General features: G+C 29.8%; 13 protein-coding genes. 3 read left to right on the top strand and 10 right to left on the bottom strand.

Translation table 11 applies throughout. The features are described 5' to 3' along the window. Positions 1 to 85: 85 nt before the first annotated feature. From C820_RS11305 to C820_RS11330, 6 genes are all read right to left on the bottom strand, one after another. Positions 86 to 616, bottom strand: a complete 531-nt coding sequence (locus C820_RS11305) for a peptidylprolyl isomerase (protein ID WP_004033767.1) — start codon at positions 614 to 616, stop codon at positions 86 to 88. A 68-nt stretch (positions 617 to 684) separates the two neighbouring features. After that, positions 685 to 1,611 carry an ADP-ribosylglycohydrolase family protein gene (locus tag C820_RS11310; protein WP_004033766.1) on the bottom strand — a complete coding sequence of 309 codons (927 nt, stop codon included), beginning with the start codon at positions 1,609 to 1,611 and terminating at the stop codon, positions 685 to 687. A gap of 1 nt (position 1,612) precedes the next feature. Beyond that, a complete protein-coding gene (locus tag C820_RS11315) occupies positions 1,613 to 2,431 on the bottom strand; it encodes a metallophosphoesterase (protein ID WP_004033764.1) in 819 nt (272 codons plus the stop codon). Positions 2,432 to 2,435: 4 nt separating this feature from the next. Beyond that, entirely contained in the window at positions 2,436 to 3,221 is a 786-nt protein-coding gene (locus C820_RS11320) for a TrmH family RNA methyltransferase (protein WP_004033763.1), read from the bottom strand. Between the two features lie 5 nt (positions 3,222 to 3,226). After that, complete coding sequence (locus C820_RS11325; RefSeq protein WP_004033761.1) at positions 3,227 to 3,889, bottom strand: potassium channel family protein; 663 nt, start codon at positions 3,887 to 3,889, stop codon at positions 3,227 to 3,229. A 22-nt stretch (positions 3,890 to 3,911) separates the two neighbouring features. After that, entirely contained in the window at positions 3,912 to 5,309 is a 1,398-nt protein-coding gene (locus C820_RS11330) for a TrkH family potassium uptake protein (RefSeq protein ID WP_004033759.1), read from the bottom strand. 170 nt (positions 5,310 to 5,479) lie between these two features. Between C820_RS11330 and aroC the strand changes: the two genes are divergently transcribed. The 3 genes from aroC (at position 5,480) to C820_RS11345 (ending at position 8,747) form a co-directional block, all read left to right on the top strand. Beyond that, a complete protein-coding gene (aroC, locus tag C820_RS11335) occupies positions 5,480 to 6,595 on the top strand; it encodes a chorismate synthase (protein WP_004033757.1) in 1,116 nt (371 codons plus the stop codon). A 3-nt stretch (positions 6,596 to 6,598) separates the two neighbouring features. Next, the gene (locus C820_RS11340; RefSeq protein ID WP_004033755.1) at positions 6,599 to 7,240 is read left to right on the top strand and encodes a lactate utilization protein; all 642 of its coding nucleotides are present in this window, start codon (positions 6,599 to 6,601) and stop codon (positions 7,238 to 7,240) included. Positions 7,241 to 7,388: 148 nt separating this feature from the next. Beyond that, positions 7,389 to 8,747 (top strand): NCS2 family permease, encoded by a 1,359-nt coding sequence (locus C820_RS11345; RefSeq protein WP_004033753.1) that lies wholly within the window; start codon positions 7,389 to 7,391, stop codon positions 8,745 to 8,747. Between the two features lie 238 nt (positions 8,748 to 8,985). Here C820_RS11345 and glyA read toward each other — a convergent pair whose 3' ends face one another. The 4 genes from glyA to C820_RS11365 all read right to left on the bottom strand — a co-directional run bounded on the left by glyA (position 8,986) and on the right by C820_RS11365 (position 16,004). Further along, on the bottom strand, positions 8,986 to 10,221 hold the full coding sequence (gene glyA / locus C820_RS11350) for a serine hydroxymethyltransferase (RefSeq protein ID WP_004033752.1): 1,236 nt from the start codon (positions 10,219 to 10,221) through the stop codon (positions 8,986 to 8,988). A 78-nt stretch (positions 10,222 to 10,299) separates the two neighbouring features. Then, positions 10,300 to 11,766, bottom strand: a complete 1,467-nt coding sequence (gene thrC / locus C820_RS11355) for a threonine synthase (RefSeq protein WP_004033751.1) — start codon at positions 11,764 to 11,766, stop codon at positions 10,300 to 10,302. Between the two features lie 20 nt (positions 11,767 to 11,786). Beyond that, entirely contained in the window at positions 11,787 to 13,718 is a 1,932-nt protein-coding gene (locus tag C820_RS11360) for a YgiQ family radical SAM protein (protein ID WP_004033750.1), read from the bottom strand. 372 nt (positions 13,719 to 14,090) lie between these two features. Next, a complete protein-coding gene (locus C820_RS11365) occupies positions 14,091 to 16,004 on the bottom strand; it encodes a [Fe-Fe] hydrogenase large subunit C-terminal domain-containing protein (protein WP_004033749.1) in 1,914 nt (637 codons plus the stop codon). Positions 16,005 to 16,053 lie beyond the last annotated feature (49 nt).

Below are 16,053 nucleotides of genomic sequence, written 5' to 3' on the forward strand. Positions count from 1 at the left end.
TTTTGTATTTTTTTCATTTTTATTGTATTTTTTTTAAGACAAGCGAAAAATATATTATTTTCGCTCATCTTAATTATAGTATCATTTAAAATCCTTCAAAGTGTTCTGGTTCTGGATATGTTTCACCAAATAATTCTACTGTTACACTTTTCATTACTTGAGGTGTTTTCGGTCTGTCATTTCTATCTGTTTTGACTTTTGCAATATCGTTTACTACTTCCATACCCTCTATGACTTCTCCAAATGCTGCATATTGTCCATCTAAATGAGGAGAATATTCGTGCATAATAAAAAATTGAGAACCAGCAGAATTTGGCATCATAGAACGTGCCATTGAAATAACACCTGCTTTATGTTGCAGTGTATTTGTAATTCCATTATAATCAAATTCTCCAATAATAGTATAACCTGGCCCACCCATTCCAGTACCATCAGGACAACCACCTTGTATCATAAAACCTTTTATTACTCTATGAAATATTAAACCATTATAAAATCCCTTTTGAACTAAACTAATAAAATTGTTTACAGTGTTTGGTGCAATTTCTGGATATAGCTCTATTTTTATAATTGCACCATTTTCCATCTCAATCGTAACAATAGGATTTTTTTCCATAATAAACATCTTCCTCTCTTATTTTTTCATAATGTTGTTATTATATCATAAGCTCTTTTATTTTCAAATTATATTTTTTTAAATTTATTTAAAAATTCATTATACCATTTATACGAATTTTTTTGTTTAAACTTATTCTCAAATTCATTACACAATTCTTTTATCCATTCTTTACGTGGAATTTGTGAAATCCATTTATCAGGAATACCCTTATCACTATCGCAACTATAAAGTAAGCCAGCAAGTCCACCAGCAACTGCTGCTACAGTGTCAGTATCATCGCCTAAATTCACTGCTTTTAATACACAATCACTATAATTATCTGTATGATACAAACACCAAAAAGCAGCTTCTAATGTATCTACTACATAACCACTACTTTTTATATCTTCTCGTTTTAAATATTTTATTTCACATACTCTGCTATATTCTTTTTTCCAAATATCCTTTTTTTCAAATATCATACGAAAGTCTTTTCCTTCTAAAATATATTTAGCAACAAGCAAATACAAATAGCAAGCTCTTTGTGAAATTTCATGGGCATGTGTCAGCCCTGCTACTTTATAAATATCATCATCACTATGTGGAATAAAAGCAAGTGGTAATATACGCATTAAAGCACCATTTCCATTATCCATAATTTCTTTACCACCACAATTTTCAGGTGCTTCTCCTTGCACATAATGCAATATTGCATTATAAGTAGTCATACCATAATCAAATACATTTTGAAATGGTGTAAATTCTGCTTTATGCAACCATTTATAAAAATTTTGCATAATATCTGATAAATCAATTTTACCTAATCTGCTTATACTCTCCATTGTTGCAAGTGTCAAACTACTATCATCTGACCACGTACCAGCAGGTTGTCTATAAGTTCCATATCCAATCATATCTGTAATTTTAAAAGTATCTCGTTGTTGAAATTCTACAGGAACGCCTAAAGCATCTCCCACCACCAAACCCATAATAGCACTATAGACTTTACTCATATTATTTGCCCTCCCCTACTAATGTAACAACAATTACTTCTGGTCTATTATTGACACGAAATGGAAATGTACTATTTCCAAGTCCTCTACTAATTATCATTGTAGTATTGTTTTGTGTATGAATACCATTTGTATATTTTGGGAAAAAGCCTTGATGTGGTGCAAATATACCTCCTATAAAAGGAATACGAATTTGTCCACCATGAGCATGACCTGTAAATACAATATTTATATCATATTGACTATAAATAGAAAGTAATTCTGGTCTATGAGAAAGCAATATCTGAAAATCTGTTTTTTCTACAGTAGACAATACAGACAATATTTTTTGATAATTTGCATTTACTGATTTATCTTTTATACCCAATATAGATATTGTTTCATTTTGTTTTGTAATAGTTTGTTTATGATTATCTAATACAAAAACACCACTTTTTTTCAAAGCAGAAATCAATTCGTTATACTGGCCTGACTGATGTTCATGGTTACCAGAAACATAATAAACAGGTGCAATCGTTACTATTTGTGTTATCAATTTCATTACTACAGGAATATTTGTACGATTTCTATCTAACAAATCACCTGTAATTACAATGCTATCAGGACATTGCTTTTTGATAACAGAAATCAATTTTTTATGTTGCTTTCCAAATGTTTTATTCTGTAAATCAGATATTTGAACAATACGATATCCATAAAATGATTTTGGTATTTTTTTATTTTGATATTTATATTTTGTAACGACAATAGCATTATCTTGCCAATATAAATATAGCATTAACATAAAAACAAAACAGAGTAATCTTTTAAATATTTTCATATAGTCACCTTTCCAACAACAATCTTTGTCTAACGACTTCATATAACAATACACCAGTTGCAACAGAAGCATTGAGAGATTGTGCTTGTCCAATCATAGGAATTTTAATCAGTTTATCACATTTTTTTGCTATTGTTTCAGTAATACCCTTTCCTTCATTTCCTATTAAAAAAGCACAACCCTTTTTAAAATCAGCAGTATAATAATATTGTTCTGTTTTTAAATGTGCAGCAAAAACTGTAATATTTTTTTGTTTCATACTATCAATACACTTTTCTAAGTCTACATTACTAAAAATAGGTACATGAAATAAAGAACCCATAGTAGAACGCAACACTTTTGCATTATATAAATCTACACACCCCTTTGACAAAAAAATAGCATCTACATTACAAGCGTCTGCTGTACGTATCATTGTGCCTAAATTTCCAGGGTCTTGTATTTCTTCTGCTAAAATATAAAAGCCTTTTTGTTTTAATTTAAAATCGTTTAAATTGATTTCCTTTTTTTGGCAAACTGCTAATATACCTTGTGTATGTTGTGTATCTGCAACACTACGAAATACATCATCAGAAAAAACAAACACTTTACTTCTCTTTTCATAAATAGTAATGTCATTTGTTTTTTGAAATGTATTTGAAACTGCATAAAAAAGTATACTATCATTTACTGGTATTTCTTGCACAAATCTAATACCTTCTACTATAAATAAACATTCTTTTTCTCTATTTTTACGCTGTTGCAATGCCTTTATTTTTTTTACTAATTTATTCTGAACACTTTCAATCAATTTTTTCACCCTTTTTTATTTAAAAATTTTTGTATATTTATATTTTCACCCAATACAATCAATACATCATTTTCACAAATAACATATGTTGGTTTTGGAGAGGCAATAATATCTTCATGCTGTCTAATTGCAATAATATTCAAGTCATATTTTGCACGAATATCTGACTCTATAATACTTTTGCCTATCCATTCCTTTTTTGGAATAACTTCTGCTATGCTTACATCATCAGAAATTTCAGTTAATTCAAAAAAATTACCATATAACAATTTATTTGCAATATGAACTCCCATTTCTCTCTCTGGTAATATCACTCTATCTACACCAATTTTTTCTAATATCTTTTTATGGTTTTCATCTAATGCCTTTGCAATAACATAAGGTACTCCCATTTCTTTGGCTAATAATATCGCTAATACACTCGACTCTAAATGACTCCCTGTGGCTATAATAACAACATCAAAATTTCCAAGCCCTAAATTACGCAAATCTGCTTCATCTGTAATATCTGCCATTACTGCGTGTGTTACATATTCTGATATGTCTTGTACTAATTCCATATTATTATCTACAGCAAGTACCTCTGCACCATTTTCTGACAATGTTTTCGCAATACTTCTTCCAAAACGTCCTAATCCTAATACAGCAAATTGTTTTTTAATTACCATAGTTTTATTTTCCCTCTTTCTTTTATCCTACTATAATTTGTTCTTCTGCATATTGTAATTGATATTTTTTTTGATTTTGTTTTTTAGTCAGTGCAATCACAATACTGATAGGCCCTATTCTACCCATAAACATCGCAATAATAATAATAACACGTCCTGCTTTTGATAAATAGGGTGTAATTCCTGTTGTAACACCAGTTGTTCCAAGTGCTGATACCGTTTCAAATAATATATCTAAAAAACTATGTTCTATAGGCATATTCTTTTCTGTAAAACTTAATAGTAATGTAATAAACAACACCATTGTAAGACTAATAAAAAATACAGCTAATGCTTTTTGTAATGTTGAAAAAGAAATATTTCTTTTAAAAACGTGTGTGTGGTCACTACCACGAACAACAGAAAGTACAGCAATCCACAATACACTTAATGTAACTGTTTTTATTCCTCCTGCTGTTCCTCCTGGAGAAGCTCCTACAAACATCAGCAATATAGATATAAATTTTGAAACCTCTGTCATGCTTCCTTGGTCAATGCTATTAAATCCTGCTGTTCTTACTGTAACAGACTGCATAGCCGATGCCAACAACTTCCCTTTCAAAGACAAATTCCCCATAGTATTTACATTGTTACTTTCCCATATAAAAAATAATATCATACCTGATAGCAAAAGTAGAAAAGTAGAAACATATACTATTTTACTATGAAGTGACAACTTTTTAATTGCTGTTTTAAAAGACCATTTTTTTGTCCATTTTAATTTGAATACTCGTATGGTATCAATCCAAACCATAAAGCCAATTCCTCCCAAAATAATGAGAAACATAAGTGTTATATTTAAAAGAGTATTGTCTACATAAGGTATCAGGCTTTCTAAACTAATGATGTCAAAACCTGCATTACAAAAAGCGGAAACAGAATGAAAAATACCATATAATATACCATTTTGAATACCAAATATTGGTACAAAAACAATAGCTAAAAGTACTGCTCCTATACCTTCTATTAAAACTGTACCAAATATAATTTTTTTAATATATTTCACCATACCTACAATATTATTTTGATTATAAGACTCTTTAATCAATAATCTATCTGACAATGTAATTTTTTTATGTAAGGCAAGAGAGCCTAACACAATAAATGTCATAAATCCTAGTCCACCAATTTGTATTAAACAAAATAATATAAATTTGCCAAAAGCTGTCCACTGACTCATACTATTTACAACAACTAACCCTGTTACACAAGTAGCAGATGTTGCCGTAAACAAAGCATTTAATACTCCTACACTTTCTCCATTTTGGCTTGAAAAAGGTAGCGATAGCAATATGGTGCCAAATAATATTACAACAAAAAAACCAAATATAATACTTCTAGTAGGATTGTTTTTTAATATCTTTTTTTTAAATTGTTTCATATTTTATTCCCTCTTTTGCATATTTTTACATAGATGTATTATAACACAAAAAAAGTAATGCTAATAGAAAGAAACAAATTTTTATGTCAATTCTGTTAAAAAATGCTATTAAAAAAAATACTTTTATGTTAGAATAAACACATATTGCTATGAAAAGAGGTGAAATAAATTTGTCTGGCTCTACATTTGGTAAATTATTTACAGTTTCTACTTGGGGAGAAAGTCATGGAAAAGCTCTCGGTGTTGTAGTAGATGGTTGTCCTTCAGGTATTTTTCTTTCTGAAGAAGATATTCAAAAAGAATTAGATAAAAGAAAACCTGGCTCTAATCCTTATGGTACAAAAAGACAAGAAAATGATGAAGTACATATTCTTTCTGGTGTATTTGAAGGAAAAACGACAGGTACACCTATTTCAATGCTTGTATATAACAAAGACCATCATTCCTCAGATTATAGTGAAATTGCTTCTTACTATCGTCCCGGACACGCAGATTATACTTTTGATAAAAAATACGGTATACGCGATTATAGAGGCGGTGGTCGTTCTTCTGGAAGGGAAACACTTTGTCGTGTTGCCGCAGGTGCGATTGCAAAAAAAATACTGTCTGCTTTACAAATTGATTTATTTGCCTATACAAAATCAATAGGTAATATTACAGTTTCTGAAGAAAATTTTCATAAAGAGGATATTGTAAAAAATAAACTTTTTATGCCTGATAGCAAAGCAGCAGAATTAGCAGAAATTTATTTACAACAATGTATGAAAGAAAACGACTCTGCTGGTGGTATAATAGAATGTGTTGTTTCCAATTTGCCTATAGGAATTGGTGAGCCTGTTTTTCATAAATTACAGTCTGTATTGGGGCAGGCACTGTTTTCTATAGGAGCTGTAAAAGGTGTAGAATTTGGTGATGGATTTTCTGTATCAAAATTAAAAGGTTCTCAAAATAATGATGCCTTTTTTGCAGATGAAAATGGTGATATACAAAAAAAATCAAATCATTCTGGAGGAATATTAGGCGGAATAAGCGACGGTTCTCCCCTTATATTTCGTTTAGCTTTTAAGCCAACACCTTCTATATATAAAACACAACAAACTGTTACAAAAAATGGTGAAAATATCAATGTAAATATAAAAGGGCGTCATGACCCTATTATAGTGCCTCGTGCTGTAGTAGTAGTAGAAGCAATGACAGCGATTGCACTTGTAGATTTATTATTTCAAAATATGGTTTCAAATATCAATTCTATTATAAATTTTTATCCATTAAGAAGGGAGTTATAAAATATGGCAAATGAAGTGATTGAAAAAAGAAATGCTTTATTAGCAAAAACAGTAATATCAAATTTAGAAAAAAGACATTTTGAAGCATATTACTGTACTACTACACAAGAGGCATTACAAAAAGCATTGTCATTAATTCCAGAAGGCAGTTCTGTAGGTTGGGGTGGTTCTGTTACAATTAGAGAAATGGGTTTAACACAAGCTATACATGAAAGAAATTATACTGTTATTGACAGAGATTTAGCAAAAACTCCAGAAGAAACAGCAGAATTACAAAGAAAATGCTTGACAACAGATTATTTTATTACAAGTACAAATGCTATATCAGAAGATGGTATTCTTGTAAATATTGACGGAAATGGTAATCGTTTGGCTGCTATCTGCTTTGGTCCTAAAAATGTTATTGTGATTTGTGGCATCAATAAAATAGCACAAAATTTAGAGGCAGCAATATCCAGAGCTAGATTTACAGCAGCTCCTATCAATGCAGGTCGTTTTGATATTAAAACACCTTGTAAAACAAGTGGAAAATGCCATAACTGTACTTCACCAGACTGCATCTGTTCAGAAGTTTTAATTACTCGTACAAGTAGACCTGCAAATCGTGTTAAAGTAATTATTGTTGGAGAAGAATGTGGTTTTTAAAAAAATAATTGTTTTATTTAAAGTCACTAGCAAAACTAGTGACTTTTTATTTTATGAAAAAATAAGAAATATAGCAGCATTTTATAATGTATGCTATAATACATATTGTAAAATAATAATATTATTAGTCAAGAAATGGAGGAAAAAAATGATTGAACAGCTATTTAAACTCAAAGAAAATCAAACAACTATGAAAACGGAAATTCTTGCTGGTATTACCACATTTATGACAATGGCGTATATACTAGCAGTCAATCCAAGTATACTTTCTGCTTCAGGAATGGATACAACAGCAATTTTAATAGCGACTTGCCTTGCTTCATTTATTGGTACTATTGCAATGGCATTGATGGCAAATTATCCTTTTGCATTAGCACCAGGTATGGGACTAAATGCCTATTTTGCATATACTGTATGTGGTGAAATGGGTTACGACTGGCGTGTGGCACTACTTGCTGTATTTGTTGAGGGAATTATATTTATTATTTTATCTCTTACTAATATAAGAGAAGCAGTATTCAATGCCATTCCGAGCAGTTTAAAAAAAGGAGTCAGTGCAGGAATTGGCTTATTTATAGCATTTGTAGGATTGCAAGGAGCACATATTATTATAAATAGTGATGCTACACTTTTAACATATATCAATTTTACTTCTAATTTTCATACAGAAGGAATTTGTGCACTACTTGCATTAATAGGTTTAATCATTACTGCAATACTTCATATTAAAAATGTAAATGGTTCTATATTGATTGGTATTATAGTAACATGGGTACTTGGTATGCTATGTCAAGCAGTAGGTATTTATATACCAAATATTGAAAGTGGTTTTTATTCACTCTACCCTACATTTGCATTAACTGATTTTTCTGCATTAGGACAAACATTTGGACAATGTTTTCGTGCTGATTTTTCTAATGTAAGTATTGCTAATTTTATTATAGTGCTTTTAGCATTTTTATTTGTAGATATGTTTGATACTATAGGAACATTAGTCGGTGTGGCAACAAAAGCAGGTATGCTTGATAAACAAGAAAAACTTCCTCGCATCAAACAAGCACTTTTAGCAGATGCTGTTGCTACGTCTGTTGGAGCAGTAATTGGTACTTCTACAACAACAACATTTGTAGAAAGTTCTGCTGGTGTAGGAGCTGGAGCAAAAACTGGACTTTCTGCAATGACAACAGGTATTTTATTTCTTGCTGCTATATTTTTTGCACCTATTTTTACAGCTATTCCCGGATTTGCAACCGCCCCTGCATTGATTTTTGTAGGATTTTTAATGGTATCCGCTATATTAAATGTTGATTTTAATGATGCTATAGAAGCAATTCCATGTTATTTATGTATGCTTGTTATGCCTCTTGCTTATAGTATTTCAGAAGGTATTGCTATAGGTGTAGTGTCTTATGTTATTATTCATTTATGTTGCGGAAAAGCAAATAAAATTACACCACTTATGTATATATTAGCTATTTTGTTTATATGTAAATACATATTTTTATAATTTTAATAGCATTCTGATAAATAATATAATGTTGTTTTAAAAAAATAATCTCCTGAAACTTTGTATGGTATATTCAAAAGGAGATTATTTTTTATTATAAAATACTGATATTGTATTTATTTTTAAAGTAAACGCTGTTTTCTACAATTATTAAAATTAATTTCTAATGTATGCATTTTAATGATATTTTAACGCAAATAAAAAAAGAGTGTTATAAAAACACTCTTTTTTTATTATTTTATTGGTATAATGGATATTTGTCTGTTAAAGCACGCACTCTTTTTGCAACTTCATTTTTATTTTTATCAAAATCTTTTAATGCAAGTGCAATCACTTCTCCAATTTCTTTCATATCATTTTCATTCATACCCCTCGATGTTACTGCTGGTGTTCCAATGCGTATACCACTTGTTACAAAAGGAGATTGTGGGTCATTTGGTATCGTATTTTTATTGACTGTGATGCCTACTTCATCTAATATTTTTTCTGCTTCTTTTCCAGTAATATTCAAACTGGATAAATCTGCCAACATCAAATGATTATCTGTACCACCTGAAACAATAGGTATACCATTTTCTATCAGTGTTTTTGATAATACGGAAGCATTTTCAATAACTTGTTTACAATATTGTTTAAAAGAAGGTTCTAATGCTTCTTTAAAACAAACTGCTTTAGAAGCAATAATGTGCATTAAAGGGCCGCCTTGTATTCCTGGAAAAATTGCCTTGTCAATTTCTTTTGCATACTGCTCTTTGCACATAATCATACCGCCTCTAGGGCCTCTAAGCGTTTTATGTGTTGTAGTAGTTACAAAATCAGCATATGGTACTGGTGATGGGTGTAATCCTGCTGCTACTAATCCTGCAATATGAGCAATATCTACCATATAATATGCTCCTACTTCTTTGGCAATATTTCCAATTCTTTCAAAGTCAATTATTCTTGCATAAGCACTTGCTCCAGCTACAATCATTTTCGGTTTGTGTTCTTTTGCCAAACGGTGTAATTGTTCATAATCTAATATGCCATTGCTATCTACACCATAAGAAATAAAATTGAAATATTTTCCTGAAATATTTACAGTACTGCCATGTGTTAAATGTCCTCCTTGGTCTAAATTCATACCAAGTACAGTATCTCCCGGTTTAAGCATAGCAAAATAAACTGCCATATTTGCTTGTGAACCAGAATGTGGTTGTACATTTACATGGTCGCATTTAAAAAGTTCTTTTGCTCTGTCTTTTGCAATATTTTCCACAATATCTACTTTTTCACAACCACCATAATAACGTTTTGCTGGATAGCCTTCTGCATATTTATTTGTAAGAGGTGTTCCCATAGCAAACATAACTGCTTTAGAAACAACATTTTCAGAAGCAATCAATTCTATATTGTGTTGTTGGCGTTCTAATTCTTGTGCAATAGCATCTGCTACAGCAGCATCTACTTTTTGTATTTCGCTAAAATCTAACATTGTTTTCCTCCTTATTATTACATTATTTGTCATTTTAAAACAATATGATATACTATATTTCGTACAAAAAAACTTATTTTATCCTAATAAATATTTTGTTACAAATTGCTTTATATTTTGTTTTTCACATACATTGTTGTGTAATACCTTTCTTTTTTCAATATCTTGTATAGATGCAGGAATTTTTACACCAGATACTTCTTGTAATTTTTTCATAAGTAAAAAGGTATCTTTATTTTGATTGCTTTCATCTAATGCAATCATAACATCTTTTGTAAATTTATAAGGGCTTGCTGTAGATACAATTACCATAGGTGTATCATCATTTGTTTGTTGTTTATATTTTTGATATGCTGCATAAGCTACTGCTGTATGTGTATCCATAACATAGCCTGTTTGTTCATACAACTGTTTGATTGCAGTATAAGTTTGTTGTTGTGTAGCATATTCTCCAGAGATTTCACTATTTTGTACTGCTTCTATACTATAATTACCCTCTTTTTGCAATTTTATCATACATTCTTTTGTTTTTTGTTGTCCTATAGTATGGCAAAGAAATCTTTCTAAATTACTGGAAATCAATATATCCATAGAAGGAGAAATTGTTACATGAAATGCTCTGTTTTTATCATATACTCCTGTTTCAAAAAAATCATAAAGCACTTTATTATCATTAGATGCACAAACAAAATGATTGACTGGTAATCCCATACATTTGGCATAGTATCCTGCTAATATATCACCAAAATTACCTGTAGGTACTGTAAAATTCAATTTATCTCCTATTTTTATTTCACATTGTTTTACTGCCTGCATATAGGCATAAAAATAATATACAATTTGTGGCACAAGTCTACCTATATTTATAGAATTTGCAGAAGAAAACATATAGCCATTTTGTTCTAATGTATTTGAAAGTTGCTCATCTGTAAATATACTTTTTACAGCAGTTTGGGCATCATCAAAATTTCCTTTTATACCTACAACACAAGTATTGTTTCCTTGTTGTGTTGTCATTTGCAGTTTTTGTACAGCACTAACACCATCTTCTGGGAAAAATACAATAATTTTTGTTCCTTCTACTTCTGCAAAACCTTCCAGTGCTGCCTTTCCTGTATCTCCAGAAGTTGCTGTTAATATTACAATTTCTTTTTCTATACCATTCTTTTTCGCTGCTGTTTTCATAAAATAAGGTAATATGGAAAGTGCCATATCTTTAAAAGCAAGTGTTTTACCATGAAATAATTCTAAAAATAAAGCATCTTCCTTTTTCACAAGTGGTACAATTTCAGGAGTATCAAATTTTGTATCATAAGCATTTTGTATACAATATTTTAATTCTTGTTCTGTAAAATCTGTTAAATATAATTTTAATATTTCATAAGCTAATTCTTTATAATTTAATTTTGATAATTCTGATAATGTTTTATCTATTTGAGGAATTTGTTCTGGTATAAAAAGTCCTCCATCTTTACAAATTCCTTGTAATATTGCTTGTGAAGCTGTTGCTGTAATAGTATTATCTCTTGTGCCAATATAATTCATTGTTTTCCCTCTTTTCTTTGCTATTTTGTTTTCTTTTTATGTACATTTCTAATTGTTTTCTTTTTTGGTTGTGTTTTGCTGTTATTTTGTTGTTTTACAAATTGTTTGTTATTTATTTTAGAACGGTCTGCTTTTGCTCCTTTTTGTATTGCATTATGAGAAGGTGGTACAGGACGTATCAAACAATGTTTATCATATCCTATTAAATCCTGTCTGTGTGCCTTTTTTAATGCCTCTAAAACCAAATCATAATTTTGAGGGGATTTATATTGTATCAATGCTCTTTGCATTGCTTTTTCATGAGGTGTTTTAGGAACATAAACCTTTTCCATTGTAAAAGGGTCTAACTCTGTATAATACATTGCTGTAGAAAGTGTTCCTGGTGTGGGATAAAAGTCTTGTACTTGCTCAGGCTGGTGTCCTATATCTCTTAAATATTCTGCTAATTCAATTGCTGCTTTTAAATCACTTCCAGGGTGACTACTCATTAAATAAGGTACTAGATATTGTTCTTTATTTATTTTTTTGTTAATTTCAAAATATTTTTTTACAAATTTATCGTAAACTTCTTTTGTAGGCTTTCCCATTTTTTTCAAAACTTTATCAGAAACGTGTTCAGGTGCTACTTTTAGCTGACCACTTACATGATATTTGCAAAGTTCTTCAAAAAAAGTAGTATCTTTATCATATATCAAATAGTCATAACGTATACCAGAGCGTATAAATACCTTTTTTACTTTTGGTACTTCTCTTAATTTTCTTAAAAGTTTCATATAATCTTTATGGTCTACTTTTAAATTTTCACATTTTTTAGGAAACAAACATTGCTTATTTTTACAAACACCTTGTTTTAATTGTTTTTCACAAGCTGCTTGTCTAAAATTTGCTGTAGGCCCTCCTACATCATGTATATACCCTTTAAAATCAGTTTCCCAAGTTATTTTTTGTGCTTCTTGTAACAAAGAAGCATGACTTCTAGCAGTTACTACTCTTCCTTGATGAAATGCTAAAGCACAAAAATTGCAGTTGCCAAAGCAACCTCTATTACTGATTAAACTAAACTTTACTTCTTCAATTGCTGGAACACCGCCTTGCTCTTCATACATAGGGTGATATGTTCTCATATAATTGAGAGAATATACACTATCTAATTCAGATGTTTGTAAAGGTGGTGATGGTGGATTTTGTACTACAAAACATTCATTATATTTTTCTATCAGTGTTTTTGCAGTAATGGCATCTGTATTTTGATATTGTATGAAAAAGCTTTCTGCAAATTTCTTTTTTGACTGTACAACATCATTATAATCTGGTAAACGTATCGCGTCAAATGCTCTATATTGTTGTTTTGTTTTATATACAGAACCTCTTATAAATGTAATTTCTTCAATAGGAATACCACTATCTAGTGCCTCTGCAACTTCCACAATTTGATGTTCTCCCATACCAAACAATACTAAATCTGCACCAGCATCTAACAATATAGAACGTCTTACTTTATTATCCCAATAATCATAGTGTGACAATCTTCTTAAACTTGCCTCAATTCCTCCCAATATAATAGGCGTTTTTTTGTAAATTTCTCTCAATTTATTACTGTATACAATATCTGCTCTATCTGGACGAAGTCCTGCTTTTCCTCCCGGAGAATAGGCATCTTTTTGTCTTCTTTTTTTTGCTACACTATAATGGTTTACCATAGAGTCAATATTGCCGCTGCTGACCAAAAAAGCTAATCTAGGCTCTCCCAATTTCATAAAATCTTCTTTTTGTTTCCAATTTGGTTGTGCTATTATGCCTACTTTATATCCTTTGCTTTCTAATGTTCTGCAAATAATTGCTGCTCCAAAAGAAGGGTGGTCAACATAAGCATCTCCACAAATATATATAAAATCTAATTGCTTCCAACCTCTTTGCTTTACTTCTTCCATTGTTACTGGTAAAAAAGACATACCATTTTCCTCTTTTCTTTATTGCTCAAATATGTAATATTCTGTAATACTATAAAAATATCATTTGCTACTACACTTGACGAATAAAATAAAGTAATAAAAAACTACCCATAATAGCCTTGAAATAACTAGGGTAGTTTTACCTTCATTTGAATGGTTACATTATTGTAACTACTTTCTTGTATAGATTATAACATAGTATCGCATATTTTGTAAAGCACTTGTTTTTTAGAGAGAATATGCAAATAAATATTTTAAATAAGGAAAGTTTTTTTGATATGAAACAACAGTATTACACATTGTCCACTTTTATTATAAAGTCATTACAGTATATGTATTGTTATTATGTTATTATGTTATTATGTTATTGTGTTATTGTGTTAATGTTTTTAATTTATTTTTTATAATTTCTGACACTTCTATAATAGATGATACAGAACTTGCAATTTCTTCTGTAGAAGCAGCAAGGCTATATGTTCTGTCATTTATTTTATTTATAATTTCTATTAACTTTTGTGCATCTTTTTGTATATTTATTATTGCATCTTCTATTTTATATTGACTTTTGCTACTTTCTATTACTGTCTTTTTTGACTTATCTGCTAATTCTTTAATAAAAAATGCCACAGCTGAAAATCCTTTTCCAGCAGCACCTGCTCTCGTCGCTTCAATAGATGCGTTTAAAGCAAGTAAATTTGTTTGAGAAGAAATGGAAACCACTTCTTCATTATTCGTATTCAATTCTTGAAGTAATTTACTTATTTCTATTATGGAATTTTCAAGATTTTTACAAAAATCTGAAACCTCTTGCATTTCTTCAGAAATTCCAGAAGTTTCTATTGCATTAGCATCATTTTCTTTTGACATTTGGTCAACCGATTGATAAAGACCAGAAAATTCATTATTAATTTTTTCTACTGCTTTTAATAAATCTTCTTTCTGTTTTATAATATTTTCTGCTTGTTGTAATGTCTTTTTTTGTTCTTCTTCTACTTGTTTTTTGATGTAATAAATACAATTATCTCTGTGACTAAATTGATTATAAATAGCAACTGCCATATCATAACAGGTTTCATAACCACAGCAAGAACAATTAATATTTCTTTCTTTTTCTTCTTCTTTTCCCATTTCTAAAAAAATACGGTTTAACTCCATAGAATTAGGAATTTTATATTGGCATTGTTTTGAACGGTCTGTATATTTGCGTATAAAATCATTTAAGTTTAATTTTGAAAATTGTTTATTCAATTTTTTTAATCTTTGTGCTGGTTTTAATTTATTGCTCCATGCACTTGTTATATTATTTTTTTTGCTTTGTATTTTAATATCAAAAAGATTACTTAAATTGTTGTCATCATTTAATTTGTTACTTTCAATTCCAGTTCCATAAATACAGCCTGACTCACAATTTAGAGCATCTACAAAAAGGTATTTTACACGATTATTTGCTATGCTATCTTTATTTTTTTCTAAATAATGATACATTCTTTTTTCGCCTTCCATTTGACGTATAAAAATGTCCTCTCCTAAAAACCATTTTACATTTTCTTTTAATCCTCCAGGAAGTGGATAAATAGAACCTAGACCATATTCAATTTCATCTGTATATTCTTTTGCTCTGATATTATGCTTTTTTAAATAGTTCATTAAATGACTGAATGTAATATTATAACTCACATAATTTTCATTATTGGGGTCATTTATTTCTAATTTTTTGGCAATACAAGGACTAATAAAAGCCAATTTATCTTTTATTCCCATATATTTTTTAACATAAATTGCAGCACACATCAAAGGACTTTGTACTGGAAAAAGTTTAGGTATTAGCTTAGGGATATATCTTTCAATATATCCTACTACAGCAGGGCATGGCTGTGAAATTCCACCTTTAAAATCATATTCTTTAATATAATTTAAATATCCCCATGTTGTAATATCAGCACCAAATGATACATTTATAATGTGATTTACTCCCATACTTTTTAATGCTCCTAATATATTTTTATAATTACTAGCATAATTTGCTTTTAATGCTGGTGCAACAAGCACAGAAATATTTGCTCCTTTTTTTAAATCCTCAAAAAATTCATTTGTATCATCTTTAAATTCTCTAGCTTTATGTTCGCATACATCAATACAAGCTCCACAAGCAATACATTTTTTTTCATCAACTTCTATTCTATTTTTACCATTTTGTACTACAAAAATGTTAGCTCCTATACAACTGCATACGTGTATACACTTATTGCATCCTATACATTTTTCGTTTGTAAATACCAATGCCATACTGTATCACCTATCCTTTTTTTTACATATTTCCAATAACATAATACTA

This window comes from Clostridium sp. MD294 (assembly GCF_000364165.2).
Classification (GTDB): Bacteria; Bacillota; Clostridia; order Lachnospirales; family Anaerotignaceae; genus Coprocola.

What these genes read in the sequence shown, in the direction of transcription:
- C820_RS11305 (WP_004033767.1), bottom strand. Translation starts at nt 616, where the DNA reads ATGGAAAAAAATCCTATTGTTACGATTGAGATGGAAAATGGTGCAATT.
- C820_RS11310 (WP_004033766.1), bottom strand. Translation starts at nt 1,611, where the DNA reads ATGAGTAAAGTCTATAGTGCTATTATGGGTTTGGTGGTGGGAGATGCT.
- C820_RS11315 (WP_004033764.1), bottom strand. Translation starts at nt 2,431, where the DNA reads ATGAAAATATTTAAAAGATTACTCTGTTTTGTTTTTATGTTAATGCTA.
- C820_RS11325 (WP_004033761.1), bottom strand. Translation starts at nt 3,889, where the DNA reads ATGGTAATTAAAAAACAATTTGCTGTATTAGGATTAGGACGTTTTGGA.
- C820_RS11330 (WP_004033759.1), bottom strand. Translation starts at nt 5,309, where the DNA reads ATGAAACAATTTAAAAAAAAGATATTAAAAAACAATCCTACTAGAAGT.
- C820_RS11340 (WP_004033755.1), top strand. Translation starts at nt 6,599, where the DNA reads ATGGCAAATGAAGTGATTGAAAAAAGAAATGCTTTATTAGCAAAAACA.
- C820_RS11345 (WP_004033753.1), top strand. Translation starts at nt 7,389, where the DNA reads ATGATTGAACAGCTATTTAAACTCAAAGAAAATCAAACAACTATGAAA.
- glyA (WP_004033752.1), bottom strand. Translation starts at nt 10,221, where the DNA reads ATGTTAGATTTTAGCGAAATACAAAAAGTAGATGCTGCTGTAGCAGAT.
- thrC (WP_004033751.1), bottom strand. Translation starts at nt 11,766, where the DNA reads ATGAATTATATTGGCACAAGAGATAATACTATTACAGCAACAGCTTCA.
- C820_RS11360 (WP_004033750.1), bottom strand. Translation starts at nt 13,718, where the DNA reads ATGTCTTTTTTACCAGTAACAATGGAAGAAGTAAAGCAAAGAGGTTGG.
- C820_RS11365 (WP_004033749.1), bottom strand. Translation starts at nt 16,004, where the DNA reads ATGGCATTGGTATTTACAAACGAAAAATGTATAGGATGCAATAAGTGT.